The sequence below is a fragment of the Nonlabens sp. SY33080 genome (genome assembly GCF_011784885.1).
GTDB lineage: Bacteria > Bacteroidota > Bacteroidia > Flavobacteriales > Flavobacteriaceae > Nonlabens > Nonlabens tegetincola.
On record NZ_CP050461.1, the window covers coordinates 2,191,928 to 2,218,158 of the forward strand.

24 protein-coding genes are annotated in these 26,231 nt (G+C 36.0%); 18 read left to right on the top strand and 6 right to left on the bottom strand.

The window, feature by feature from the left end:
• The first annotated feature begins 1 nt into the window (after position 1).
• On the top strand, positions 2–568 hold the full coding sequence (locus tag HCN53_RS09870) for a response regulator (RefSeq protein WP_105017772.1): 567 nt from the start codon (positions 2–4) through the stop codon (positions 566–568).
• Positions 565–1,095: a biliverdin-producing heme oxygenase gene (locus HCN53_RS09875; RefSeq protein ID WP_167342839.1), complete on the top strand. Its 531-nt coding sequence runs from the start codon at positions 565–567 to the stop codon at positions 1,093–1,095. The genes HCN53_RS09870 and HCN53_RS09875 overlap by 4 nt, the downstream gene beginning before the upstream one ends.
• A 48-nt stretch (positions 1,096–1,143) precedes the next feature.
• Here the strand turns inward: HCN53_RS09875 and HCN53_RS09880 are convergent, their stop codons facing one another.
• Entirely contained in the window at positions 1,144–1,419 is a 276-nt protein-coding gene (locus tag HCN53_RS09880; RefSeq protein WP_042276521.1) for a F0F1 ATP synthase subunit epsilon, read from the bottom strand.
• A 17-nt stretch (positions 1,420–1,436) separates the two neighbouring features.
• Positions 1,437–2,948 carry a F0F1 ATP synthase subunit beta gene (gene atpD / locus HCN53_RS09885; protein ID WP_105017770.1) on the bottom strand — a complete coding sequence of 504 codons (1,512 nt, stop codon included), beginning with the start codon at positions 2,946–2,948 and terminating at the stop codon, positions 1,437–1,439.
• A gap of 301 nt (positions 2,949–3,249) precedes the next feature.
• Here atpD and HCN53_RS09890 point away from each other — a divergent pair, with 301 nt between their 5' ends.
• The 5 genes from HCN53_RS09890 to HCN53_RS09910 all read left to right on the top strand — a co-directional run bounded on the left by HCN53_RS09890 (position 3,250) and on the right by HCN53_RS09910 (position 9,327).
• Positions 3,250–4,239, top strand: a complete 990-nt coding sequence (locus HCN53_RS09890) for an aspartate-semialdehyde dehydrogenase (RefSeq protein ID WP_167342840.1) — start codon at positions 3,250–3,252, stop codon at positions 4,237–4,239.
• Between the two features lie 61 nt (positions 4,240–4,300).
• Positions 4,301–5,635 carry a T9SS type A sorting domain-containing protein gene (locus tag HCN53_RS09895; RefSeq protein ID WP_167342841.1) on the top strand — a complete coding sequence of 445 codons (1,335 nt, stop codon included), beginning with the start codon at positions 4,301–4,303 and terminating at the stop codon, positions 5,633–5,635.
• Positions 5,636–5,655: 20 nt separating this feature from the next.
• Positions 5,656–7,821, top strand: a complete 2,166-nt coding sequence (locus HCN53_RS09900) for a prolyl oligopeptidase family serine peptidase (RefSeq protein WP_167342842.1) — start codon at positions 5,656–5,658, stop codon at positions 7,819–7,821.
• Positions 7,822–7,894: 73 nt separating this feature from the next.
• The gene (locus tag HCN53_RS09905) at positions 7,895–8,851 is read left to right on the top strand and encodes an ABC transporter ATP-binding protein (protein WP_167342843.1); all 957 of its coding nucleotides are present in this window, start codon (positions 7,895–7,897) and stop codon (positions 8,849–8,851) included.
• Positions 8,851–9,327 (top strand): LEA type 2 family protein, encoded by a 477-nt coding sequence (locus tag HCN53_RS09910; protein WP_042276506.1) that lies wholly within the window; start codon positions 8,851–8,853, stop codon positions 9,325–9,327. Before HCN53_RS09905 ends, HCN53_RS09910 begins: the two co-directional genes overlap by 1 nt.
• 81 nt (positions 9,328–9,408) lie before the next feature.
• On the opposite strand, the gene glmS is transcribed toward HCN53_RS09910, so the two are convergent.
• The 3 genes from glmS to HCN53_RS09925 are packed head-to-tail and all read right to left on the bottom strand — an operon-like array spanning position 9,409 to position 13,806.
• Positions 9,409–11,256, bottom strand: a complete 1,848-nt coding sequence (gene glmS, locus HCN53_RS09915) for a glutamine--fructose-6-phosphate transaminase (isomerizing) (RefSeq protein ID WP_105017764.1) — start codon at positions 11,254–11,256, stop codon at positions 9,409–9,411.
• Positions 11,257–11,262: 6 nt separating this feature from the next.
• The gene (locus tag HCN53_RS09920; RefSeq protein WP_167342844.1) at positions 11,263–12,972 is read right to left on the bottom strand and encodes a DUF4270 domain-containing protein; all 1,710 of its coding nucleotides are present in this window, start codon (positions 12,970–12,972) and stop codon (positions 11,263–11,265) included.
• 6 nt (positions 12,973–12,978) lie between these two features.
• A complete protein-coding gene (locus tag HCN53_RS09925; RefSeq protein WP_042276500.1) occupies positions 12,979–13,806 on the bottom strand; it encodes a glycogen/starch synthase in 828 nt (275 codons plus the stop codon).
• Between the two features lie 108 nt (positions 13,807–13,914).
• On the opposite strand from HCN53_RS09925, the gene panC reads away from it, so the two are divergent.
• The 11 genes from panC to HCN53_RS09980 all read left to right on the top strand — a co-directional run bounded on the left by panC (position 13,915) and on the right by HCN53_RS09980 (position 23,793).
• Positions 13,915–14,769, top strand: coding sequence for a pantoate--beta-alanine ligase (gene panC, locus HCN53_RS09930; RefSeq protein WP_167342845.1), 855 nt, complete (start codon positions 13,915–13,917; stop codon positions 14,767–14,769).
• A gap of 66 nt (positions 14,770–14,835) precedes the next feature.
• Complete coding sequence (gene panD, locus HCN53_RS09935) at positions 14,836–15,186, top strand: aspartate 1-decarboxylase (protein WP_042276495.1); 351 nt, start codon at positions 14,836–14,838, stop codon at positions 15,184–15,186.
• 27 nt (positions 15,187–15,213) lie between these two features.
• Positions 15,214–16,158, top strand: coding sequence for a lysylphosphatidylglycerol synthase transmembrane domain-containing protein (locus tag HCN53_RS09940; protein WP_240919349.1), 945 nt, complete (start codon positions 15,214–15,216; stop codon positions 16,156–16,158).
• 41 nt (positions 16,159–16,199) lie between these two features.
• Complete coding sequence (locus HCN53_RS09945) at positions 16,200–17,366, top strand: alpha/beta hydrolase (RefSeq protein ID WP_167342846.1); 1,167 nt, start codon at positions 16,200–16,202, stop codon at positions 17,364–17,366.
• On the top strand, positions 17,366–18,736 hold the full coding sequence (gene radA, locus HCN53_RS09950; RefSeq protein ID WP_167342847.1) for a DNA repair protein RadA: 1,371 nt from the start codon (positions 17,366–17,368) through the stop codon (positions 18,734–18,736). The genes HCN53_RS09945 and radA overlap by 1 nt, the downstream gene beginning before the upstream one ends.
• A 10-nt stretch (positions 18,737–18,746) precedes the next feature.
• Positions 18,747–19,289, top strand: coding sequence for a TlpA family protein disulfide reductase (locus tag HCN53_RS09955; protein ID WP_167342848.1), 543 nt, complete (start codon positions 18,747–18,749; stop codon positions 19,287–19,289).
• 44 nt (positions 19,290–19,333) lie between these two features.
• Positions 19,334–19,990 carry a CoA transferase subunit B gene (locus HCN53_RS09960; protein ID WP_167342849.1) on the top strand — a complete coding sequence of 219 codons (657 nt, stop codon included), beginning with the start codon at positions 19,334–19,336 and terminating at the stop codon, positions 19,988–19,990.
• 11 nt (positions 19,991–20,001) lie between these two features.
• Positions 20,002–20,634: a peptidoglycan DD-metalloendopeptidase family protein gene (locus HCN53_RS09965; RefSeq protein ID WP_167342850.1), complete on the top strand. Its 633-nt coding sequence runs from the start codon at positions 20,002–20,004 to the stop codon at positions 20,632–20,634.
• Between the two features lie 39 nt (positions 20,635–20,673).
• Positions 20,674–21,663 carry a UDP-glucuronic acid decarboxylase family protein gene (locus HCN53_RS09970; RefSeq protein ID WP_060523391.1) on the top strand — a complete coding sequence of 330 codons (990 nt, stop codon included), beginning with the start codon at positions 20,674–20,676 and terminating at the stop codon, positions 21,661–21,663.
• Complete coding sequence (locus HCN53_RS09975) at positions 21,626–23,017, top strand: undecaprenyl-phosphate glucose phosphotransferase (protein WP_105017758.1); 1,392 nt, start codon at positions 21,626–21,628, stop codon at positions 23,015–23,017. The genes HCN53_RS09970 and HCN53_RS09975 overlap by 38 nt, the downstream gene beginning before the upstream one ends.
• Entirely contained in the window at positions 23,017–23,793 is a 777-nt protein-coding gene (locus HCN53_RS09980; RefSeq protein ID WP_167342851.1) for a glycosyltransferase family 2 protein, read from the top strand. The genes HCN53_RS09975 and HCN53_RS09980 overlap by 1 nt, the downstream gene beginning before the upstream one ends.
• Here the strand turns inward: HCN53_RS09980 and HCN53_RS09985 are convergent.
• A complete protein-coding gene (locus tag HCN53_RS09985) occupies positions 23,790–26,204 on the bottom strand; it encodes an outer membrane beta-barrel family protein (protein WP_167342852.1) in 2,415 nt (804 codons plus the stop codon). The genes HCN53_RS09980 and HCN53_RS09985 overlap by 4 nt on opposite strands.
• Positions 26,205–26,231 lie beyond the last annotated feature (27 nt).

Here is a 26,231-nt window from a genome sequence, read left to right on the forward strand (position 1 = left end):
AATGATCAACCAAAACTTACGAATCCTTATCGTTGAAGATCTAGTAAGCGATACCATTCTACTGCAACGACAGTTTGAAAAGTTTGTTTCAGAACCTGAAATTAGAATTTCTGATAAGCTCAGTAATGTGCGTTATGCTCTTAAAGATTTTATACCTGATTTGGTTTGTACAGACTATGATTTGGTTGGGTTTACAGCAATTGATGTAATTAATGCCGTAAAAGAGATCGAGCCTAGTACTCCTATAATTGTAATAACAGGTACATTGAATAATGAAGAATTAGCAGCTAATGTTATTTTGAGTGGAGCATCTGGTTATTTATTAAAGAACGATATCAGTAATCTTCATAAACGGTTAGAACCATTAGTCCAGGATATCATTGTAAAAAAGCAAAAAACATTGGATAAATTAAACGAACTAAAATTAAGGAGAGAGGAGTTACGACGTATTCATGAAATTTTAAAATCTGCTGCAAGAACAGATGAAAAAGATCTTAAATTGAAAGAGTATTATGATAAAGTAATACAGGATCTTGATGAGAATATTTCTTCTTTTTTTAGGGTATGACACTAATTAATAACCTAAGATCGAGAACTAAGGAGTTACATGAGAAATTGGATAAGGCTCCTCATTCTATTGCCATTTTTAATCAGAATATTTCAAGAGAATATTTTTTAGAAATATTAATGCTTAATTATAAAGCTTATCTACCAATTGAAAAATCATTAAGTATGGAAAGGCAACCCATATCTAGGTGGATTGAGCATGATTATTTTGAGCTTACACAACGAGATATTCACTTGCCAAATATTGAATCCATTTCTTTCACACCTTTAGAAATGATAGGTGCGTTATACGTAGTAGAAGGATCTTTATTGGGCGCTGCAGTAATAGGTAAAAAGCTATCAGAGAATAAAAACTTAGATTATAATATCAATTCCATGCAGTTTTATACTTCTTCTAATGAAGAAAGGCGGGCTAGATGGAAAGCTACTTTAAAATTACTTAAAGAGGATTATTCAACGTCTGAAATGGATGAAATCGTGATGGGAGCGATAAAAACATTTAATCACTTTATAAATATTATGACATAAAAAAACCAGCTCATTGAGCTGGTTTTTTTTATAAGTAAGTAAGTTGTATTAGTCTGCCAGTACAACTGCTTTGTTATCCTTCATTTCAATCACACCACCAGAAATTTTATAATTAGTTGTGCCATCATTAGAAACAAACAACTTTTGTTGATCTTCATTTAAAGTAACTGATCCATAAATACGAACATCACCTTCTACTAGAAGAGAAACTACAGGCGCGTGATTGTCAAGCATCTGGAATTCACCATTGACACCAGGTACAGCTACAGATTCCACTTCACCACTAAAAACAGTTAATTCTGGAGTTACAATTTCTAATTTCATAATAGTGTTTTTCATAATTAAGCTTCAGCAAGCATTTTTTCTCCTGCTTCAATAGCTTCCTCAATAGTACCCTTAAGGTTAAAAGCACTTTCTGGTAAGTGATCTAGTTCACCATCCATAATCATGTTAAATCCTTTGATAGTATCTTTAATATCAACTAATACACCTGGTATTCCAGTAAACTGTTCTGCTACATGGAAAGGCTGTGATAAGAAACGTTGAACTCTACGTGCACGAGATACCGCAAGTTTATCTTCTTCAGATAATTCTTCCATACCTAGGATGGCGATAATATCTTGTAGCTCTTTATAACGTTGTAACAACTCTTTTACACGTTGTGCACAGTCATAGTGCTCGTTACCTAAAATATCAGCAGTAAGAATACGAGAAGTAGAATCTAATGGATCTACCGCTGGATAAATACCAAGCTCAGCAATCTTACGAGAAAGTACCGTTGTCGCATCTAAGTGAGCAAACGTTGTTGCCGGTGCTGGGTCAGTAAGGTCATCCGCAGGTACGTATACAGCTTGTACAGATGTAATCGAACCTTTCTTAGTTGAGGTAATACGTTCCTGCATAGCACCCATCTCAGTAGCAAGTGTAGGTTGATATCCTACCGCCGAAGGCATACGACCTAATAGTGCCGATACCTCAGAACCTGCTTGAGTAAAACGGAAAATATTATCAACGAAGAAAAGAACGTCTTTACCTTGACCATCGCCTGCTCCATCACGGAAGTATTCAGCTATTGTAAGACCAGATAAAGCAACACGAGCACGTGCTCCTGGTGGTTCATTCATTTGTCCAAATACAAAGGTAGCTTTAGATTCTTTCATTGCTTCCTTATCAACCTTTTGAAGATCCCATCCACCTTCTTCCATAGAGTGTAAGAAGTCATCACCATACTTGATAATTCCCGATTCAAGCATCTCACGTAAAAGGTCATTACCTTCACGAGTACGCTCTCCTACACCAGCAAATACAGAAAGTCCACCGTGACCTTTTGCAATGTTGTTAATTAATTCTTGTATAAGTACCGTTTTACCTACTCCAGCACCACCGAAAAGACCAATTTTACCTCCTTTTGCATAAGGTTCGATAAGATCGATTACTTTAATACCAGTGAATAAAACTTCTGTAGAAGTCGATAAATCTTCAAAGGCTGGCGCTGCACGGTGAATAGGTAAACCATTATCACCTTCTTTAGGTAATTCACCTAATCCGTCAATTGCACTACCTATTACATTAAAAAGACGACCGTATACATCGTCACCTATAGGCATTTGAATTGGGTTACCCGTAGCTACAACTTCTGCACCTCTACTTAATCCATCAGTAGAGTCCATAGATATAGTACGCACAGTATCTTCACCTATATGAGATTGAACCTCTAATACAAGTTTTGTACCGTCAGCTTGCGCTATTTCTAGTGAGTCATAAATTCTAGGAAGGGCACCTTGTGCCGCGTCAAATGTTACGTCAACCACCGGTCCGATGATCTGTGAAACGCTACCTTTTACTTGAGACATTTATATAATGTTTTAGTACTTAAATAATTGCAGCTCATTAGAGCTGTTTTTTCGTCGTGCAAAGATACTGCTTAAAATGTTTAAATTGTATCTATTGATTTGGATTTTTTTAGCCTATTGCGTTGTGTGGTCTAAATAGCTTGTATTAAGGCTATTGTGTTTTTGTGTTTTGCTTTCGCGAAAGCGTAAACCATCTTACAAAACGGTAATAGTATTCTTGAGTTTCTCATTATTAATTATTTCTTAAAGGCCTTACCGTCATTGTTTATGATATATTTTTGTAGACTTAAATTTTTATTTCATGAATATAGCAGTAGTAGGTGTTACCGGAATGGTAGGCCAAGTGATGTTACAAGTGCTGGAAGAGCGAAACATCCCAATTTCAAACTTGATACCTGTTGCCTCAGAAAAATCAGTAGGTAGCGAGATTACTTTTAAGGGTAAACAGTATAAGGTAGTAAGTATGAAACAGGCTATTGAAATGAAACCTGCAATTGCCTTATTTTCTGCCGGCGGGAACGTTAGTTTAAAATATGCTCCTGAATTTGCTGCAGTAGGAACCACAGTTGTTGACAACTCTAGTGCTTTTAGAATGGATGCAGATAAGCGATTAATAGTTCCTGAAATTAACGCGCATACCTTAACTAAAGACGATAAAATTATTGCAAATCCCAATTGTTCAACTATTCAAATGGTGCTTGCTTTGTCTCCTTTACATAAGGAGTATCGTATAAAAAGGCTTGTAGTTTCTACCTATCAATCTATAACTGGGACTGGTGTAAAAGCTGTTCAACAGTTAGAGAATGAATATGATGGTAAAAAAGGAGAGATGGCTTATCCATATCAAATTCACCGTAATGCCTTACCGCATTGTGATGTTTTTGAGGATAATTTGTATACCAAAGAGGAGATGAAGTTAGTAAGGGAAACTCAAAAAATTCTTGATGATAATACAGTTGCTGTTACAGCCACAGCTGTTCGTATACCGGTTGTAGGTGGCCACTCAGAATCTGTAAATGTTGAATTCAGGTCTGATTTTGATGTAAAAGACGTGCGTCGATTACTCTCACAAACTGATGGTGTTACAGTGCAAGATAATGTTGATGTGAATAATTATCCTATGCCACTTATGGCACATGGTAAGGATGATGTTTTTGTGGGTCGTATACGTAGAGATCACTCGCAAGAGAATTCACTTAATATGTGGATTGTGGCAGATAACCTGAGAAAAGGAGCTGCGACAAACGCCGTTCAAATCGCTCAGTATTTAATTGAAAACAAGTTAGTATAGTGGTTGTGATTAGTTTTATCAGGTAGTATCTTTACTTCTTAATGTAAAGAATTTACTAAGTATGAAACTAGTACTTGCACTAATAGCAGTAGTATTTACGACATCAACGGTTCAAGCTCAATTTTGGCGTGTAGAAGCTTCTGGATTTTCTAATACTTCTAGAGGTGTCAATAAAATCCACATAGGAACTGCTACAACTGCATGGGGTGTTGCTTATGATGGAATAACTCCTAGTAACAATATTCAGGAATTTGTTAGAACTAATGATGCTGGCCAATCATGGATACCAGGAAGTTTCGATTTAGGAAATGTCAATCTTGGTATATCAAATGTTTGTGATGCAGGAGGAACTACAGCTTATGTAGCAGCTCATCCATTAAATGCAGGAGATCAAGGTGGAGTGTGGAAAACTACCGATGCTGGATTAACTTGGACACGACAGGCAGGAGCGCTATATCAAGATTCAAGTAGTTTTCCAAATTTTGTGCATTTTTTTGACAACGCTGGTGTGACGGCAGGTGACCCTGTAAATGGGTTTTGGGAAATATATGTTTCTAGCAATGGAGGTTCTACTTATACAAGAGTTCCTAGTGCAAATATACCAGCTGTTTTACCAGGTGAATTCGGATATTTTGGACAGTATACTTACTATGGTAATAATATCTGGTTTACTACTAGTAAAGGACGAATCATTCACAGCTCAGATCGTGGTGTGAATTGGACAGCATATCAGTCACCGTTATCAGATTTTGGTGGGACAACTGTTTTTGGAGATATTTCATTTGCTGATTCAAACAAAGGGATTATTCAGGATAACAATGGTAACTTATATAGAACCAATGATTCGGGAGCTACCTGGCAAGGAATTAATATTTCAGGAACCGGATTTCCATATGGTGATTTTATAGCATATGTGCCCGATTCCAATAGAATTGTGAGTTGTGGGCAACGAACTACTTATTCAGGAAGTTCATATAGTCTAGATGATGGAGTAACCTGGATTAATATTGATACAAACCAGCATTTAGATGTGGCGTTTTTTAATGAAGATACGGGATATAGCGGTGGTTTTAATATATCCTCAACTGTTGACGGTATGTTTGTTTATGACAGCAACGTTCTTAACTTGGCAGAAGAAGAGCAAGCATCACTCACAATGTTTCCTAATCCAGCTACCGATATCGTTAGGTTCACAATAGCAACTTCATTTGACGCGATTATGATATACGACCTAAATGGACGAGTAGTTAAGCAGGAATTTAATGTAGAAGAAATATCAATAAGTGACCTTAAGACAGGAACTTATCTATTAACGATAGAAAGTAAGGAGGCTTTAAATAGTGGAAAAACGGTCAACTCAACTAGTTATAAGACCTTTAGGCTAGTTAAAATATAAAAAACCAAAACTGAAATACTATGAAAAAAATTCTTTTAGGAATGGCCGCAGTAGCTGTGTTCATTTCTTGTGAAAATGAAAACAAAAAGAATGATGACGCAACAATGGCGATGACTTATCCAGAAACTAAAAAAGTAGACACAGTAGATGTTTATCACGGAAAAGAAGTAAAAGATCCCTACAGATGGCTAGAAGATGATAAGAGCGATGAAACTGCACAATGGGTAGCTCAACAAAACAAAACAACCTTCTCATTTCTTGACCAAATAAGCTATAGAGATAAGATAAAAAATCGATTAACTGAGCTTTTTAATTATGAGAGAGTGAGCGCTCCATCTAAGGAAGGTGATTGGGAATATTTTTCTAAAAATGATGGTTTACAGAATCAGAGTGTTCTTTACAGATATAAAATAGGTGATAAACCAGAAAATGCCGAACTATTCCTTGACCCAAATACGTTTAGCAAAGATGGAACAACTTCTCTAGCAGGCAGTAGTTTTACTCAGGATGGTTCCCTTTTTGCCTATGCAATATCTGAAGGTGGTAGTGATTGGCGTAAAATTATAGTACTGGATACTCAGACTAAAGAAATGGTTGGCGATACCCTTAAAGACGTAAAATTCTCTGGTATATCTTGGAGAGGTAATGATGGTTTTTTCTACTCTAGCTACGACAAACCAGATGGTAGTGAGCTCAGTGCCAAAACGGACCAGCATAAACTGTATTATCACATTTTAGGGACTTCCCAAGATAAAGACAAAGTAGTTTTTGGAGGTGTTCCACAAGAGAAATATCGTTATGTAGGAGGAAATGTTACCAAGGATGAGCGATACCTTATTATAACAGCAAGCACTTCTACAAATGGGAATAAGCTATTTGTAAAGGATTTAGTAAAAAATACACCACCGGTCGCAATTATCGACAATTTTGATACTAATACCTATCCAATTCACAATGAAGGTGACATGTTTTGGTTAGTGACTGACTACAACGCACCGAATCAAAGAATTGTGAAAACAAAGTTGGGCAACCTAGACCCAAATAAATGGATTGATATAATTCCAGAGGCCGAACAAGTAATGAGTCCTTCAAAAGCTGGTGGCTATTTCTTTGTTGAATACACGGTAGATGCAGTTTCAAAAGTTGTACAGTATAATTATGATGGTACTGAAGTTAGAGAGATAGAGCTTCCAGGGATTGGTAACGCAAGCGGTTTTAGTGCAGAGGAAGACGAGAAAACATTGTATTATTCATTTACAAACTATGTTATACCATCAAGTATTTACGAATTGAATATTGAAGATGGTACCTCAACCATGTATCGCAAGTCCAAGGTGAATTTTAATAGTGATGACTATACAAGTACCCAGGTATTTTACACCTCAAAAGATGGCACAAAAGTACCTATGATTATTTCCCATAAAAAGGGTCTTAAACTGGACGGTAAAAACCCAACTATACTTTATGGATATGGTGGATTCAATATAAGCTTAAATCCATCATTTTCAACTTCTAGAGCAGCATGGATGGAAATGGGCGGAGTTTACGCAGTAGCAAATTTAAGAGGTGGTGGAGAATACGGTAAAAAATGGCACGATGCAGGTACTAAAATGCAAAAGCAAAACGTATTTGATGATTTCATAGCAGCAGGTGAGTGGCTCAAAGCAAATAACTACACTTCTACAGAGTACCTCGCTATTCAAGGAGGATCAAATGGAGGTTTATTAGTAGGAGCTACTATGACTCAACGTCCAGACCTTGCAGCAGTTGCCTTTCCTGCCGTAGGAGTTTTAGATATGTTGCGTTATAATAAATTTACAGCTGGCGCAGGTTGGGCATATGATTATGGAACGGCAGAGGACAGCCCAGAGATGTTTGAATATCTAAAAGGCTATTCTCCTTTACACAATGTTAAGGAAGGTGTAGAATATCCAGCAACAATGGTTACCACTGCAGATCATGACGACCGTGTAGTACCAGCGCATTCATTTAAATTTGCAGCTGAGCTTCAATCTAAACAAGCAGGTGACGCGCCTACATTGATTCGTATCGATGTTGACGCTGGTCATGGCGCAGGTAAATCCACAGAACAAACCATTAATGAGCAAACAGATATATACAGTTTTGCTTTATACAATATGGGATTCACTGAATTACCTAATGGTCAGCAACAAGTAAAAATGTAATCAATTACACGCATTAAATTAGAAATAACCCTAGTCAAATGGCTAGGGTTTTCTGTCTCTTATCTTTGTATTTATGTTACGATTAGTAGATATAAATTTCGCTTTCGCGAAAGCGGATAATCAAAATCAAGAATCATCGTACAATCTAAAAAATATTAACCTGGAAATCAAAACAGGTGAGATTGCGGCAATTATTGGTGAAAGTGGATGTGGGAAAAGTACGTTGTTGAAATTGACATATGGATTATTACAACAACAAAGCGGTAAAGTTTATTGGTATGATGAAGAATTACTAGGTCCTGATTATCATTTGGTTCCCGGGCATTCAATGATGAAATACGTGCCACAAGAATTTGATTTGATGCCATTTACCACCGTTGCCGAAAATATAGGTGAACATCTATCAATTCAAAATGATGACAGAGTAAACCGTATTGATGAACTTTTAGATACAGTTGATCTTACGTCATTTAAGAATACAGTGGTTAAAAACCTTTCTGGTGGACAAAAACAAAGAGTAGCCCTAGCTAAGGCACTTGCGCAAGAGCCACAGCTTTTATTACTAGATGAGCCATTTTCACACATTGATAATTTTAGGAAAAATGAATTAAGGCGTAGGTTATTTACCTATTTAAAAAACAAGCGGATAGCGTGCATGATTGCTACTCATGATAGGAATGATGTTCTATCGTTTACAAACCGTACTGTTGTGATGAAAGATGGTCATATAGAAATTAAAGGTGATACTCATAATATTTATAATTATCCCAATACCTTCTACACAGCATCTTTATTTGAAGAGGTGAATGTGATACCACCAGGATATCTTAATAATAATAAAGAGTTGCTAGTCTATCCTCATGGCATTGAGATTGTTGGTAATGATGGAGTCAAAGTACAAGTTGTGCAAACCTTTTTTGAAGGAAGCACCTATCTAGTAAAATCTTTATTAAAAGATATTTACGTGTACTTTTATCATGACAGTGATATCGGTATTGATATTTTTGTTTCTATAAGAATAATTAAATAATGAAAAAGATTTTTATACTTTTTGTCGTTGTATTGGTTTCCTTTTCTTGTTCCAATCCATATGAGGATGTAGTGTTCTTGCGAATCGAGCAAGCAGAGTTATTAAATATTACAAGAGATTCTGTTGAGCTACAAGCAGTTTGTGTTATGTATAACCCTAATGATATTGGACTACAATTAAAACAAGCTGATTTTGATGTGTACATCAATAATTATAAGTCTGCTAATATTCATCAAACATCAGATGCAATAATGCCAGGAAATTCAGAATTTGAATTTCCCATCAAGGCTCAGTTATCGCCTAAAGATTTAATCGGAAAAAGAGGTAATCAAATGATTGATATCGCCCTTCAGGTATTGGGCAATAAAAAGGTAGCTGTAAAGTATGATGGCTCAGTAGATATAGAAAAAGGTGTTTTTTCTATTACAGTTCCGGTTATTGACAGCTTAGAAGTCCCTGTGAAATTCAAGTTTTAAGGTAGTAACCTCTTTTTAAGTAAAAAGGCCACTATTTTAATAATAGTGGCCTTTTGTATTGTAAGTGAATTAACCTTAAGATTATTCTACAGTCACTGACTTAGCAAGATTACGAGGTTGATCTACGTTTTTATCTAATAAAACAGCGATGTGATACGATAGAAGCTGTAGAGGTATCGTAGTTAATAATGGAGTCATAAACTCGATGGTTTCAGGAACTTCAATTACATGATCGGCCATGTTTTTTACATCCTTATCACCTTCGGTCACTATACCAATAATTTTACCACTACGGGATTTAATCTCCTGAATATTACTTACAACCTTCTCATAATGTCCTTTTTTTGTGGCAATAACTACCACGGGCATTTGCTCATCGATTAAGGCAATAGGACCATGTTTCATCTCTGCCGCAGGATATCCTTCAGCATGAATGTAACTAATCTCTTTAAGCTTTAAGGCTCCTTCTAGAGCTACAGGGAAGTTAAAACCTCTTCCTAAATACAAACAGTTTTGAGCGTTCTTGTAGATATTTGCTATTTGTAGTATATGATCGTTTGATTGCAATGCCTTTTCTACTTTAGCAGGTATCGTTTCTAATTCGGCTAAATAAGTATGGAAATCACTCGTAGAAATTTTACCCTTCTTTTTAGCTAATTGCAATGCTATAAGAGTAAGGACAGTTATTTGAGTTGTGAATGCCTTTGTACTAGCAACACCTATTTCAGGTCCTGCATGGGTATAGGCACCGGCATCAGAAAGTCTAGAAATAGAACTTCCAACCACATTACATACTCCGAATACAAAAGCACCATTTTCCTTAGCCAGCTTAATAGCTGCCATAGTATCAGCGGTTTCTCCCGATTGTGATATCGCGATTAGAATGTCGTCCTCATAAATAACAGGATTTCTATATCTAAATTCAGAAGCGTACTCCACCTCAACAGGTACTCTTGCTAATTCTTCAAAAATATATTCAGCAACTAATCCCGCATGCCAGCTCGTTCCACAGGCAACGATTAAAATTCTTCTTGCGTTTAAGAATTTATCTATATGATCATCAATTCCGGCCATTTTGATTAGGCCTTGATCCACTAGCATCCTACCTCTAAAAGTGTCTTTAATGGCGTCAGGCTGTTCATATATTTCCTTAAGCATAAAGTGATCATAACCTCCTTTTTCTATTTGCTCAAGATTCATTTGAAGTTCTTGAACGTAAGGTTGTACAAGACTATCGTCTTTAATCTTACGTACCTTCATAGGCTTATGTGTTCTTACCACAGCCATTTCTCCATCCTCAAGATAAATAGCATTTTTTGTGAACTCTAAAAAAGGACTTGCATCACTTGCTATAAAAAATTCATCTTCTCCTACGCCAATCGCCAGTGGAGAACCCAATCTTGCAACCACAATTTCATTAGGTTTGTTTTTATCAAACACAGCTATTGCATAGGCGCCAATGGTTTGATTTAAAGCTATTTGAACGGCTTTCCCTAGTTTAACCTTCTCTTTAGTTTTAACATCTTCAATAAGGTTTACCAACACTTCGGTATCGGTATCTGATTTGAAGGTGTAACCTCTATTAGTAAGTTCCTGTCTTAATGGTTCATAATTCTCAATAATTCCATTATGGATTATAACTAGGTCGCCACTGTTTGACAAATGTGGGTGAGAATTTACATCATTAGGAACACCATGTGTTGCCCATCTAGTATGACCGATTGCTATAGTACCTTCGGTGCTTATCTCTGATTCTAATTTTGTAGCTAGGTCTGCTACTTTACCTTTAGTTTTTGAGTAGCTTAATTCAGAACCGTCATAAATTGCGATTCCGGCACTGTCATATCCTCTATATTCAAGTCGTTTTAAACCGTTTAAAACGATTGGATAAGCCTTTCTATGGCCTATGTATCCTACAATTCCACACATAATAGGTTAGTTTGTTTCTGTATAAAAAACTTTAAGTTGTAATCGCTTATCAGGATCTGTAGAAAGATTACCATGAAGTACAGTACCTTCAGGAGCGATTACAGTTGACAAAGGTACATTTTCTAATTCAATAGAATCTGTAGCATCTTTAATTCTTTGTCCTGTGATTACATTTACATTTTGAGAAACTACCACGGCTATTGGATCATTAATCGGATTGGTTGAGTTTAGTAATGAATTAAGATGATTTGTCAACCTAATTCGATATTTAACGCCTCTACTCGATAAATCATCTTCTGTTTCTCTTTCTAGTCTCCCTAAATGAACGGTGTTGGAATTTAGAGCACTTACATTACTTGAGGTGAAGTTGTAATCTGCTAGAATTTCTCCATTTCTTGCATTATATGCAAGAATACGCTCAGGCTCCATTTCTCCATTTATGCCAGTAAAACGCGACTGGTCTACATAAAAATCAAGATAAGCATCATTAATGAGCCAATTATTTTCTAAAAAAGCATCAAATTCAGAATCGGATGGAAACAGTTTTATTATAGCAGCGCTTCCTGGACCTCCTTTTAGAAAAAGTCGTTCCGCGCCATTATTATTAGAATTTGAAGTTATTTCATTTTCAATATTTACCGGAATTTCTTGATCAATAAACTGTACAGATCGAGGAGAGAAGTCAAATCTAAATGCACTGCTTATCGTGTTTATTTCATTAACGTCACCGTCACCGTCTAAATCTGAAGTGTCCCTATTTGAAACTAAAACTTGCAGATTCACATGAGCATCTGCTAAGTTGACATAGATAGCATTACCTCCAGCCCCAGAAGGTGTAACCTTAAAATATAATCCTCTGAAATAATTTTGAAAATTTGAATCACTAGCAAGTACCGAAGATCCTTCTTGATTCAGAATTGTATCTTGAAAATATTGAATTAATTCGGTATATGGAGAGTTTAACACATATTGATCCTGTACGTTAGGATCCTCACAACCGGCAATGCAAGAGATATCAGACTGCTCAGATATAATAAATCTTGGGGTTTTCCTTTGCTCAACTTCAAAATCTCGATCTAGCACTTCCACCTCAAGATTATCAGGTTTGAAGGAAGAATTTGAGTATATAGGAGTTGGATCTAGAGAATTTTCCACCAAGGATTTTTCATCATTAAAATAAACTTGGTCTTCATCTAGGTTGTTTGGATTCAGTGAATTAATAAAGTAGTTGTTTCTAAAAATTTCGACTTTATAGGTTACGTCACCATTAAATAGTGAGTCTAATTCAAACTCTCTTGACTCTCCATCGATACCTGTAATCGTTGAATAGTATGGGATTTCAATACTTACTCTTTCAATTAAAGGTGCAGGAACAGGATTTGTCATATCAGTATCGGTATCATGTGATCCGAAATCAAGACCTGCAAAAGGCAACGATAATTGACTTACAAAACTGTATTCAGTTCGACCATAAATAGGATCGTCATAAATACCTAAGACATGAGGTCTATCTGCTGTGCTCACAATTTGACGACCCGTTTGAACAGCGTCTAGTCGTTGTGAATAAGCAGTTACTTCAAATTCTGTTTCTTTTATAATGTCATTAGGATCCACCCCAATAAGATCTTGACCAATTGTTGTAGGATCTTGGTCACAAGATAGGATACATAACATCCCGACAAGAAGGGTTGTTAATCGTAAAGCAATTTTTTTCATGTGCAACTAAGCTTCTTCTTTTTCTTCAGTTAGAACATCATTAAGATAGAAGTTCTCATAAGCGTCAGCAAATGAATCAGGTGCATGATATTCCAATACTGGTCTATCTAATGAATTCACAAAAGATTCTATTTCTGGACTTAGTTCTTCACTACCTTTAATAATGGCATCACTGTATTTTAATGATGTTTTCATTATATTATCATAAGTAGGTTCTTCAAGAAACTCTAGTGCTTCTTCATCCAATGCATCAAACCTTAACTTATCTATCATTTCATTATCTAACGAACCATCAAATGATTGATTGTATACCGAGGTAACAATTTTACTATCTTCAAATAATGGGTCGTTCCCGTAGTAGTTCTTTAGGTATAAGGGTAACATTCCAGCCATCCAACCATGAACGTGTATAATGTCTGGTGCCCAGTTCAATTTCTTCACAGTTTCTATAACTCCTTTGGCAAAGAAAATGGCTCTTTCATCGTTATCAGGAAACAGATTTCCGTCTTCATCCGTAAGAGTTGCTTTACGTTTAAAGTATTCTTCATTATCGATAAAATAAACTTGCATACGTTCCTTTGGGATAGAAGCAACCTTTATAATCAATGGCATGTCTAGATCATTAATGATAAGATTCATTCCACTTAAACGTATTACTTCATGCAGTTGGTGTCTACGCTCATTGATATTACCGAATCTCGGCATGAATATGCGTATTTGTCCACCTCGATCATTAACCATTTTAGGTGAAAAATAAGACATTGAAGATGCTTCGGTTTCTGGTAAGTAGGGAATTACTTCTGAAGATACGTACAGTACTCTTTTTTCCTTCATATATTGTATTATTGTAGCCTTACATTTAGCAAGATGCAAAAATAAGCATTTTTAACCACTTTTGCGTCAAAACCCTTGTATAACAACTGCTAATGATTGTTAAGCACTATGATTGTTAAAACTCACAACAGCCTTAAAAAGCAACTCAAATCAATACAGCTAAAGAGTAAAACCATTGGTTTTGTCCCTACAATGGGAGCATTACACAAGGGACACTTATCTCTTATGCAACAGGCAGTTAATGAAAATGATGTCCTAGTGGTTTCCATATTTGTAAACCCTACTCAATTTAATAATCAAGATGATTTAGAGAAATACCCTAGGGCGATTGAAAAAGATTACGCATTAATTAAGAAAGAGTTTAATGATGCTACTATTTTAGTTTACACACCTAGTGTGCAGGATGTGTATGGGGAAAATGTACATTCAAATTCTTACCAGTACAATGGATTAGAGAAAGTAATGGAAGGCGCAAATAGGCCAGGTCATTTTGATGGTGTTGGAACTATACTAGAATTTTTATTTAAGGTGGTACAACCCGATAAGGCGTACTTTGGTGAAAAAGATTACCAACAATTGCAGATAGTTAAAAAACTGGTTCAGAAATTAGCGCTTCCCGTTAAAATTATAGGTTGCCCGATCAAAAGAGAAGAAAACGGTCTTGCTATGAGCAGTCGTAACGAGCGACTGAGTAAATCCACTCGAAAAGAGGCTGCTATCATTTATAAAATTTTGAAAGATGCTCGTCGCTATATAAAGAATAATAGCATTTCAAAAACCATTCAAATGGTAGAAAACAAGTTTGCACAGCTACCTAATTTTGAATTAGAATATTTTACCATTAATCGAGAAAGCGATTTAAAACCTGCAATTCGTAAATCAAAAAACACTGCTTTAAGGGCGTTTATAGTAGTGCACGTTGAAGGTGTAAGACTTATAGATAACCTGGCATTAGATTTGTAAATCATTTTTTAAAAGTCTGTTAGACTATATGTTAATCTAATTATTACATAATCGTATCTTTGCACCATGTTAATTACAGTTGTCAAATCAAAAATTCACCGTGTTAAGGTCACAGGAGCAGATCTTAATTACATAGGCAGTATCACCATTGATGAAGATTTAATGGACGGTGCAAATATTGTAGAAGGTGAAAAAGTCCAAATAGTAAATAACAACAACGGGCATAGGCTAGAAACATATGCAATACCTGGTCCTAGAGGAAGTGGAGAAATCACACTTAATGGTGCTGCTGCTAGATTAGTCTCTCCAGGTGATGTTCTTATCTTAATTACCTACGCACAAATGACCATGGAAGAAGCTCGCAGTTTTAAACCATCTCTTTTATTTCCTAATGAGGAGAACAACTTGCTCACCTAATCTTTGAAAAACAATCTGATTAAATTTTTGAAAATAGGCTTGCCTTTATTTATAGGTGTATGGCTCATTTATTATTCATATAATCAGTTCACAAACGAGCAGTTAGAACAAATATATGCACAAATTAAAGGTGCAAATTATTACTATGTTATTGTAGGTTTAATTCTAGCCTTACTCAGTCATTTGTCTAGAGCTTGGAGATGGAATTACATGCTTTCCCAGTTTGGAAAACCACCTACATTTTTGACAAATATTACTGCAATTGGAATAGGGTATGCTATGAATATTTTTATTCCTCGTAGTGGTGAATTATCTAGAGCGATAGTTGTAAATCGTAACCACGGTATACCTGTTAATAAAGCAATAGGTACTATAGTTGCGGAACGTGTGCTGGATTTTGGTATCTTACTATTAATAACCGCCATCGCTTTATTACTATCACAAGACGTCTTTTTAGAATACTTTATTGGTGGTTTTAAGTCCGCTTTCGCGAAAGCGAACTCATCACAACTATTGCTATACTTAGCAATCGTAATCTTAGTAATACTACTGGGAATATTTTTAATCAAAAAGTTAGGATTGTACCGAAAAGTACTTGACTTTTTAAAAGGTATGAAAGAAGGCTTTTCAACCATTTGGACAATGAAAAAAAAGTGGCTGTATTTAATACATACTTTTTTTATCTGGTCCATGTACCTAGCCATGTTTTACGTGAGTGTATTTGCAATTTCATATGAGGGAACATTTGCTGTTGCTGCTATATTAGCAGCCTTTGTAGCAGGTAGTTTTGCAGTAGCGTTTACAAATGGAGGATTTGGAGCTTATCCTTTTTTGATTGCTCAGGTGTTATTATTGTTTCAAGTACCAGAAACGGTAGGAACTTCATTGGGCTGGATATTGTGGCTATCACAAACAGCACTGGTTCTAGTGTACGGATTAATTTCCTTCATATTATTGAGTTTAAAAAAATAATCTCTTCATTTTTCTTAAATTCAGCATCTCAAAAAACGGAGATGAAAAATATTGTTATTGCGTTTGCTTTTCTGTCCTGTTTAACCACGTATGCACAAGCATTGTACAGGTCATTTCCTAGCGATGTTTTAGGAGAAGAACGCAACGTAAAAATTCTTAAACCACGTAACTACAATAGTAACCAAGAAAAAACTTATCCATTAATCCTAGTCTTAGATGGTGATTATCTATTTGAACCCGTTTCAGGAGTTGTGGATTATTTGTCTTATTGGGATCAAATACCCGAATCCTTTGTAGTAGGAATAAATCAACGTAAAAGCAGGTACGATGATACAGCTATCAACGTCGAATCAGGCTTTCCCGAGGAGCAAGCTCAACGTTACATGGATTTCATCATGGAACTTGTGACGACCATGCAAAAAGAATATCGAGTTGCACCATTTACCGTTCTAGTGGCAAAGGATATAAATGCAAATCTTGCGAGCTTTTTTCTCATGCGTAAAAAAGTGGCTATAGATGCTTTTTTACAAATAGAACCGGATTACACTACGATTATTCAAGAGAATCTAGTTAACAAAATATCTAGTCTGGATGAGTACAATTATTTTTATGTAGCTACCAGCGCACAAAAAAATGTCGCCAGCGAGTTGTTCTCTGAACAAACAGATTCTCTGTTTTCTACTAAAGAGAATGTGAAGTTGAAGTACGAAAGTATTGAAGAAACTAATTTTTATAACGTTGCAGCGCAAGCTATACCACGCGGATTGGATTTCATATTTAATGAATACCAATTGGTAGAAGGTGAGCAACTATTAAATTCGAATCTTGCTCAGGATACCTCTAAAGAAAGTGCAAATCGTACTGCTGATATGAAAACAGCCGTACAAACTTTGCTGGACAAATATGAATATGTGAAAAAAGTATATGGCATCGACATGAAATTGAGATTAAAGGACCTCGTAACTATGTCAGAATATATTATTAGAGAAAAAGACTGGGAACAATTACTCGATATGGCAACCATTGTTGATAAGGAATATCCAGATATCATGTACGGTAAGTTTATAGAAGGAATGGGATACGAAGGTATAGGTAGATACGGTCGTGCGATCAAATCTTTTGAACAGGCCTATATATTAGAAGAGGCTGTAGGTTTAACAAAGGATGATTGTTTAGATAAGGTAGAGGCCTTACAAGCTAAAGAATAATGGCAAAAGTAAAGACAACGTGGTACTGTCAAAATTGTGGTGCCCAGTACGCAAAATGGCAAGGACAATGCACCACCTGTAAAAAGTGGGATTCTTTGGTAGAAGAAGTAGTTCAAAAAGAGCAAACTCCTAGTTGGCAAACAGGTGATGCGCCAGGTACGCTTTCGCGAAAGCGTAATTCAAAACCTCAACGTATTTCCGAAATAAATGCACAAGAAAGTCCACGATTGGATACTACTAATCTAGAATTCAATAGAGTGCTAGGTGGTGGATTGGTTCCTGGATCGGTTACCTTGCTAGGTGGTGAACCAGGTATAGGTAAATCAACACTATTGTTGCAAGTGTGTTTGAATCTGCCTTTTAAAACTTTGTATGTAAGTGGTGAGGAAAGTGCGCAACAAATAAAAATGCGAGCAGATCGTATTAACAAAAACGCCGAAAATTGCTACATACTCACTGAGACGAAGACTCAAAACATTTTTAAACAAGTAAGTGATATTGAGCCTGATGTTTTAATAATCGATTCGATTCAAACTTTACAAACACAACACATAGAAAGTACTGCAGGTAGTGTTTCACAAATAAGAGAATGTACAGGTGAATTAATAAAATTTGCTAAACAAACAGCTACTCCCGTTATTGTAATAGGCCACATTACAAAAGATGGTCACATTGCTGGGCCTAAAATTCTTGAGCACATGGTAGACACCGTGCTACAATTTGAAGGAGATCGCAACCATACGTATAGAATTTTGCGAGCTCTTAAAAATCGTTTTGGTAGCACGCATGAGATAGGCATTTATGAAATGTTAGGCCATGGATTGCGTGAAGTAACTAATCCTAGTGAAATATTGATTGCAAACAAAGATCTTGAAATTAGTGGAACCGCAATTGCAGCAACAATGGAAGGTATGCGACCACTTATGATCGAGGTTCAAGCACTAGTAAGTACGGCTGTTTATGGAACACCACAACGCAGTGCAACGGGTTATAATTTAAAACGTCTTAATATGATACTAGCAGTCCTAGAAAAAAGGGCAGGATTCAAATTAGGACAAAAGGATGTTTTTCTAAATATCACTGGCGGTATTAATGTTGATGATCCAGCAATCGACCTTGCAGTGGTCGCAGCTATATTGTCATCAAATTTTGATATAGCTCTCAATCCAAAACACTGTTTCAGTGCTGAGGTTGGTCTGGGCGGAGAAATAAGAACAGCTAGTAGAATGGAGCAACGTATTAATGAAGCTGGTAAATTAGGCTTTGAAAGAATTTGTATTGCACCAGCCAAACAAAATTTTAAAAACTCTACTGCTCAGGTTGTTGCCTTTTCAAAAATTGAAGACTTAGTTAGATACCTTTTTGCGTAAAACTTAAATAATGAAATATTTATCTATTATAATTTGTTTGTTATTGATCATTACCTCTTGTAATGAGAGTAAAACCGTAGAAAAGACAGAGAAACCCAGAAAGGTAAGTGAAGTGGACATGAGCAGTAATGATGTAGTTCATTTGTCAACAGTTGATGGGACTTACGATAATTGGGAAAATTTTCTAGAGAAAAACCGTGGCAAAGTAGTTTATCTAGATATTTGGGCAAGCTGGTGTGGACCTTGTAAAGCTCAATTTCCTCACGCCAAAAAACTTAAAGAAAAGTTCGCGGGTAAGGAAGTTGTATTTGCTTACATATCCATCGATCAAGCAGAGGAAAGATGGAAACAAGGAATTCAACAATATGATATTAATGAATACTCCTTTCATGCAAAAAATTATCCAAAAGCCTCCTTGTTCCAAAAAAACGATGTGAGTCGCATACCTAGATATATGCTTTTTGATAAAAATGGTAGACTGGTAGATAACAATGCTGCAAGACCTAGTCAACCTTCTTTAGAAACTACCATAAATAGTTTTTTAGCTCTTTAAAAACTATTTATCTTTGATAGTAGATCACGTAAACAAAACACACCATGAGTCTAGATAAAACAGGAATTGCAAAAAGAATCGCTCAAGAACTACAAGACGGTTACTACGTCAATCTAGGGATCGGAATTCCTACCCTAGTTGCAAATTATATTCCGGAAGGTGTTCAGGTTGAATTTCAATCTGAAAATGGTGTGTTAGGAATGGGACCATTTCCTTTTGATGGAGATGAAGATGCTGATGTAATTAATGCAGGTAAACAAACTATTACAACTTTACCTGGAGCCAGTTTTTTTGATAGCGCAACAAGTTTTGGGATGATACGTGGACAGCACGTTGATTTAACGATACTAGGAGCTATGGAAGTAGCCGAGAACGGTGATATAGCAAATTGGAAAATTCCAGGTAAGATGGTAAAAGGAATGGGTGGAGCCATGGATCTAGTTGCTAGTGCCGAAAATATTATCGTAGCTATGATGCATACAAACCGTGCTGGTGATAGTAAACTTCTTAAAAAATGTTCATTACCTCTTACCGGTGTAAACTGTATTAATAAAGTGGTTACCAATCTTGCTGTGCTCGAGGTTACTGATGATGGCTTTAAATTACTAGAAAGAGCTCCAGGCGTCTCTGTAGACGATATAAAAGCAGCAACCGAAGGAACTCTTATCGTTGAAGGTGATATTCCTGAAATGTCCTTATAAGTAAGGCTCCTATGAGAAGACATTTGCTTGATCCACAATTGTCACAAAAAGGTTATTTCCCTCTTGACCTTTCAATCAATAATCCTTTTTGGAAACATAATGATGTGGCCGACATATCGGTGTGTCATGAGTATATCGAGCAACAGCGTCAATCTCACGGCGCTTTTATGGCCATCGGTGGCTACTTAGAACAGCGAGCTCTTTATCAAAAAAATGAAAGATTCAATAAAGGAATTGTACGTGACATTCATCTAGGAGTAGACATATGGGCGCCAGCAGGAACCACTGTTCATGCAATGTATGATGGTGTAGTTCACAGTTATGCTCACAATAGTGATCCTGGAAATTATGGTCCTACGTTGATCTTGCAACACGATATTGATGGTCAAACGATATATACACTTTATGGTCACTTGAGTTTGGATGATGTAAACAAATGGGAAGTTGGATATCGCTTTCGCGAAAGCGAAATAATAGCTCATTTAGGAACACCTCAAGAAAATGGTGGTTATAGTCCGCATTTACATTTTCAAGTAATGACAGATATGAAAGGATATCAAGGAGATTTCCCAGGAGTAGCCGCTAAAGAGGAGCTTGAACATTATAAGGATATAGTATTAGACCCTATGTCATTTCTCGAGTAAGTAGGGTAATTACTTATATTTGCTTCTACAACCTCATCTATGAAAAAGCGCGTACTTATAACAGGAGCAGCGGGATTTTTAGGGTCTCATCTATGTGATAGATTTATAAAAGAAGGCTTTCATGTTATTGGAATGGATAACCTGATTACAGGAGATCTTAAAAATATAGAGCATTTATTTCCACTAGAACAATTTGAATTTTTTCACCATGATGTTTCAAAGTACGTCCATGTTGCAGGAGATTTAGATTATATTCTGCATTTTGCGAGCCCAGCTAGTCCTATAGATTATCTTAAAATCCCTATACAAACCTTAAAGGTAGGTTCGCTAGGAACTCACAACTTACTTGGTCTAGCCAAAAATAAAAAAGCCAGGTTGCTTATCGCTAGTACTAGCGAGGTTTACGGTGATCCTCTTGTTCATCCACAAGCAGAAGATTATTATGGTAACGTAAACACAATAGGTCCTCGTGGTGTATATGATGAAGCAAAGAGATTTCAAGAGTCTATAACGATGGCTTATCACAGGTTCCATGGTTTAGAAACTAGAATTGTACGCATTTTTAATACCTACGGACCTCGTATGAGACTTAATGATGGTAGGGTAATTCCTGCTTTTATGGGGCAAGCGCTGCGTGGTGAGGATCTCACTGTTTTTGGAGATGGATCACAAACCAGGTCTTTTTGTTATGTAGATGATCAGGTAGAAGGTATTTTTAGGTTATTAATGAGTGACTATCCCATGCCAGTAAACATTGGTAATCCCAATGAAATATCGATAAGTGATTTTGCACAAGAAATAATTAAATTAACAGGTACTGATCAAAAGGTGATTTATAAGGACTTACCACAAGATGATCCTATGAAGCGTAAACCTGATATTTCACTTGCCAAAGAAATTTTAAACTGGGAACCACAAGTTTCAAGAGAAGAAGGGATGCGACGTACTTTTGAGTATTTTAAAACGTTATCTCCAGAAGAATTAGATAAACGTGAGCACAAAGACTTTACACAACATAACCGAAGATAAAATCACTTATAGAGATCAACGGTATTCTGGGTTTATAAGGCCATTATCGTATCTCATTGATTTAAGTTTGATCGTCATATTTGCTTCACATTTTTTTGCGAGCTCCTTTGACGTGCTTACCTATGGAATTTTTATTGGTATTTGCTGGGTGCTAGTATCCATGCAGTTTGATTTTTATAAAACTCAACGCAATACTGATATAATAACCCTTTTAGGAAGACTGGTTAAACAAGCCGTAGTTTTTGCATTTATGGTATTTGCCTTCTTTGGCTTTTATTATGAGATAAATAATAATACTATGATTGTTTCCAAATACCTACTGTGGACCATGGGAACAATCTCGATAATAAAAATAAGTTTGTTCTATATTTTAAAACATTATAGGTCGGTTTTAGGCGGTAATTTTAGAAATGTAGTACTACTAGGAGTCAACAAGGATACCAAGCAGTTATCAAGTTTTTTTAATAAGCACAAGGATTACGGTTATCGCACTCAAAATATTATTGACACTAGTTCTAGCGAGTTTTCCATGCAGGAATTTCAAGAATATGTTTTAGACAATCAAATAGACGAAATCTTTTGTTCGGTTAGAGAACTTAAAAATGAAGATCTTATTGATCTTACTGAATTTGTTGACAATAATTTAAGGACACTTAAATTCATACCCGATACTGATATGCCTCTTTCTAGGCAATTACATTATGAGTACTACGGTCGTACACCAATAATATCCCTACGTCAAATACCTTTAGATGATTTTGGTAATCAATTTATAAAACGAGCCTTTGACATTCTTTTTTCTTTATTTGTTATTGTTTTTTTAATGTCATGGTTAACACCTTTGATAGCTTTGATTATCAAACTAGAATCCAAGGGACCTGTCTTTTTTGTGCAAAAGCGTAACGGTTTGGACTATAAAGAGTTCACGTGTTTTAAGTTTAGATCCATGGTTCCTAACAACAAGGCACACCTGGAACAAGTAACACGTGGCGATCAACGAATAACCAAAATTGGTAGGTTTTTAAGGAAAACCAGCATTGACGAATTACCTCAATTTTTTAATGTGTTACTAGGCTCCATGAGTGTGGTAGGTCCTAGACCTCATATGGTTAGTCACACACACATGTATGCCGAACGTATCGATAAATTCATGGTGCGTCATTTTGTGAAACCAGGAATAACAGGACTAGCACAGGTAAGTGGATATCGCGGCGAGGTAGAAACAGAAGACGATATTAAAGGTCGCGTGCGCAATGATATTTACTACATTGAGAACTGGAATATTAATTTGGACATCAAGATTATAATTAAAACAATCACCAACGTGTTTAAAGGTGAGGAAAAGGCATATTAATGGATTTAGTAAGTGTTATAATACCAACTTACAACAACCAGGATACATTAGGAGAAACCCTAGATAGCGTTTTAAATCAAGACTACCGGCCTATTGAATTAATAATTGTTGACGACTGCAGTGTTGATGATAGTCACGCTTTCGCGAAAGCGTATTCTACAAAAAATTCTTCTCAAGGAATAAGTTTTATAATTCAAGAAAATAAAGAAAACAAAGGAGCTGGTTTTACTCGTAATCGGGCAGTCGAGCTAGCAAAGGGTAGATATATTGCCTTTTTAGACGCCGATGATCTTTGGAAACCCTATAAACTCTCCTTGCAAATCGAACAAATGAGACTGTCACAAACGGCGATGTCCTATGGTGCTTATGAGATATTCACAGAAAATGCGAGTGAGCCTAAATACCTTCAAAAGGTTTTCAATTCACTAACTTATAAAAAGTTACTCCGAGCAAACTATGTAGGGAATTTGACAGGAATTTACGATACCCATAAAATAGGAAAGGTTGCTGTGTCTTCATTACGTAAAAGACAAGATTGGGCCATGTGGTTGGATGTGATTAAACTATCGGGTACTGCTATCGGTATAGAAAAACCCATTGCAAGTTATAGAGCAGGCAATGGGTTGAGTTCACGAAAAAGTAGTCTGATTAAATATAACTATGCTGTATATCGCTACCACCTTAATTACTCTTTTTTAAGAAGCTGTTGGTCTATGATGCTTTTTATTTATGAGCAATGGTTTATAAAGAAAGCCTTGATTAAAAAACTGGATTAAAGTCCTAGAGATTGTTGTTGTGTGCGTTCTTTCTCTTCAGGTTCTTCTACTTCATTGTTTCTTAGACCATAATTTCCAAAATTGTAAGTGAATGCGACACTAAAGGTGTTAGTCTCTGGTAAATAAGTAACGCCTACATCTTGATTACGATAAATAGACTCCATTAATCTGTTTTGACCTCTAAAAACATCATTATATGCAATCCTAAGATTTGCTCTACGATTCCATAACGATTTGTTTATGGCAAAGTTACTCACGATCATATTTTGCATTCTAAACGAACCAAATAAGATATCATTTACATAATTTAGCTCGGCATCCAAAGACCAGGTACGATCCTCTGAAAGACTAAATCTACTAAAGCTAGAGAGATAAACTCCTGTCACGTCCTGCTTTTGGTCTACACCGCCGGACTGTACTGCAACAAATTCGTTTTCTAAATAAAAGAAACTAGCAGAAAGTGCAAGCAACCATGAATCAGTTGGGTATTGAAAGGTTTCAATATCTAGACTATATTGTAGCTCGTAGTTCAAATTAGCATTTTGAAAATTTAAACTGTTTGCATTATTATTTTGAAAAGGTAGAATAGAAAGTAAGTCCTTTGAATACAAATAATAAGCGTCAAAAAACCAGGTGTCATTATGATTCCATGCAACACTATATTTATTGTTGAATGATGGCATTAAATTGGGATTACCAGAATTAAAATTGGTTTCATTTACAAAAATCCTATAGGGATTTAGACTCTCATAACGTGGTCTTTCAATGCTTCTTTTGTAACTTAAAGTAAGTGTGTTGCTTTCATCAAGCGAATGTCCTAATGATGCCGTAGGAAACAATGAAAGATAGTTTTGAGTATTCACTATTCCTAGACTTCTTGAATCACCTGTAATATCAGTTTGCTCAGCTCTTAGTCCAGCGGTCAGAAACCACTTTTCCCAATTGCGTTCCATTTGTCCGTAGAAAGCAATGATTTTTTCATCATAGGCATAGTTATCCGAGTTAGCAGGAACAATAATCGGTGAAGTTCCATTTGAATCAAAGAAATCCTGTACGGTTTGTGAATCAATTTGATTATACTTAGCTCCAGTGCTTAATTGGTATTCACCTAATGCGAATTGATAGTCTATCCCAGCTGTGTAAATAGCCACATCAAGATCTATGTCCGACAAAAAACTATTACTTCCAGTGGTATTATTTTGAGTGTCAAAAAATCTTGTAAAAACATCCTGATAGTTGTCTTTATTGGTAAATACATGATTTCCATAAAGCCTAAGGACATTCCCGTTATCTGCATAATAGTTGTAGTCGGCATTCACAAAACCAGTTGTTGCGTCTCGTTCATTGAGACCGTTAGTTTCTAAGCCTGAAAAATCGGTATCACCTTCTTGAAGAATTAATGTGCGTGTAAAAGCATCACCATCTTGATTGTTGTTAACGTTAATATTTCCAGAAACACTTAGGTAGCTTTTACTGCTTAAGCTAAAATCTATAACAGTATTCAGGCTGTGAGCATCACTTTCATTCACATTATTATAATCAGTGAACCAGCGTTGCGATCTAGTACCATCAGCATTAAAAAAGCCGATTTCGTTTTCTTCTATATAAAGATCTTCTCTTGGGTTGTAACTGTAGTTGGCATATATATTTACCCAATTATTTTTATAAAAATGTGAAGTACCTATTTTGTATTTGGCAAGCTCGTCGATAGTATAACTACCCATCACATTACCCTTGTAACCTAATGAGATTCCTTTACTAGTGTTAATATTGATGACTGTTCCACCTTCGGCATCGTAACTTGCCGGTGGATTGGTAATGACCTCTACATTTTTGACATTATCACCACTGTAGCCAGCTAGTAATTGATTGAGCTCATCATCGGTTAGGTATACTCTTTTATTATTAATATAAATTTGAGCGGCCTGTCCTTTAACTATATAAGTGTTGTTTTGTTTAAAAACACCAGGCGAACTGCGTAATATGGTCAATGCATCAGTATTACTCAGACTGGTATTCTCTACATTAAAAATGAGCCTATCCGCTTTCTTAGTTACAGTAGGTCTTTTGGCTGTGACAGTGACCGCATCCATGGATTCAATTTGCTCTTGGACTATAAGGTCACCTAGATTTTGATTGCTGTTAATGGTAAGCTTTCGCGAAAGCGTAACATAACCTACACCTGTAACCACCATCGTATATTCACCATCTTCTATGTTCTTAAAAAGGACTTTGCCCAGATCGTCACTGCTTGTACCTTGATAAAACGTACTGTCTGGCATTTTGTAAAGAATACTATTTAGATAGGGTAGGGATTCATTCTTTTCATCGATGAGTCTTGCTGTAAGCTCGTGCTGTGCAAACGAACTAAAAGAAACAAGGAAGAATAGGTAAGGGAAAAATCTATTCATGAGGCTTTTGAGTTGGAATTTAGACCA

Excerpts from the sequence above, each read along its gene's own strand:
- HCN53_RS09970 (WP_060523391.1), top strand. The coding sequence starts at position 20,674 with ATGAAAAAGCGCGTACTTATAACAGGAGCAGCGGGATTTTTAGGGTCT.
- HCN53_RS09925 (WP_042276500.1), bottom strand. The coding sequence starts at position 13,806 with ATGAAGGAAAAAAGAGTACTGTACGTATCTTCAGAAGTAATTCCCTAC.
- HCN53_RS09965 (WP_167342850.1), top strand. The coding sequence starts at position 20,002 with ATGAGAAGACATTTGCTTGATCCACAATTGTCACAAAAAGGTTATTTC.
- HCN53_RS09910 (WP_042276506.1), top strand. The coding sequence starts at position 8,851 with ATGAAAAAGATTTTTATACTTTTTGTCGTTGTATTGGTTTCCTTTTCT.
- atpD (WP_105017770.1), bottom strand. The coding sequence starts at position 2,948 with ATGTCTCAAGTAAAAGGTAGCGTTTCACAGATCATCGGACCGGTGGTT.
- HCN53_RS09880 (WP_042276521.1), bottom strand. The coding sequence starts at position 1,419 with ATGAAATTAGAAATTGTAACTCCAGAATTAACTGTTTTTAGTGGTGAA.
- HCN53_RS09955 (WP_167342848.1), top strand. The coding sequence starts at position 18,747 with ATGAAATATTTATCTATTATAATTTGTTTGTTATTGATCATTACCTCT.
- HCN53_RS09985 (WP_167342852.1), bottom strand. The coding sequence starts at position 26,204 with ATGAATAGATTTTTCCCTTACCTATTCTTCCTTGTTTCTTTTAGTTCG.
- HCN53_RS09960 (WP_167342849.1), top strand. The coding sequence starts at position 19,334 with ATGAGTCTAGATAAAACAGGAATTGCAAAAAGAATCGCTCAAGAACTA.
- HCN53_RS09890 (WP_167342840.1), top strand. The coding sequence starts at position 3,250 with ATGAATATAGCAGTAGTAGGTGTTACCGGAATGGTAGGCCAAGTGATG.
- HCN53_RS09875 (WP_167342839.1), top strand. The coding sequence starts at position 565 with ATGACACTAATTAATAACCTAAGATCGAGAACTAAGGAGTTACATGAG.
- HCN53_RS09895 (WP_167342841.1), top strand. The coding sequence starts at position 4,301 with ATGAAACTAGTACTTGCACTAATAGCAGTAGTATTTACGACATCAACG.
- panC (WP_167342845.1), top strand. The coding sequence starts at position 13,915 with ATGATTGTTAAAACTCACAACAGCCTTAAAAAGCAACTCAAATCAATA.
- HCN53_RS09900 (WP_167342842.1), top strand. The coding sequence starts at position 5,656 with ATGAAAAAAATTCTTTTAGGAATGGCCGCAGTAGCTGTGTTCATTTCT.
- panD (WP_042276495.1), top strand. The coding sequence starts at position 14,836 with ATGTTAATTACAGTTGTCAAATCAAAAATTCACCGTGTTAAGGTCACA.
- glmS (WP_105017764.1), bottom strand. The coding sequence starts at position 11,256 with ATGTGTGGAATTGTAGGATACATAGGCCATAGAAAGGCTTATCCAATC.
- radA (WP_167342847.1), top strand. The coding sequence starts at position 17,366 with ATGGCAAAAGTAAAGACAACGTGGTACTGTCAAAATTGTGGTGCCCAG.
- HCN53_RS09920 (WP_167342844.1), bottom strand. The coding sequence starts at position 12,972 with ATGAAAAAAATTGCTTTACGATTAACAACCCTTCTTGTCGGGATGTTA.
- HCN53_RS09980 (WP_167342851.1), top strand. The coding sequence starts at position 23,017 with ATGGATTTAGTAAGTGTTATAATACCAACTTACAACAACCAGGATACA.
- HCN53_RS09945 (WP_167342846.1), top strand. The coding sequence starts at position 16,200 with ATGAAAAATATTGTTATTGCGTTTGCTTTTCTGTCCTGTTTAACCACG.
- HCN53_RS09905 (WP_167342843.1), top strand. The coding sequence starts at position 7,895 with ATGTTACGATTAGTAGATATAAATTTCGCTTTCGCGAAAGCGGATAAT.
- HCN53_RS09870 (WP_105017772.1), top strand. The coding sequence starts at position 2 with ATGATCAACCAAAACTTACGAATCCTTATCGTTGAAGATCTAGTAAGC.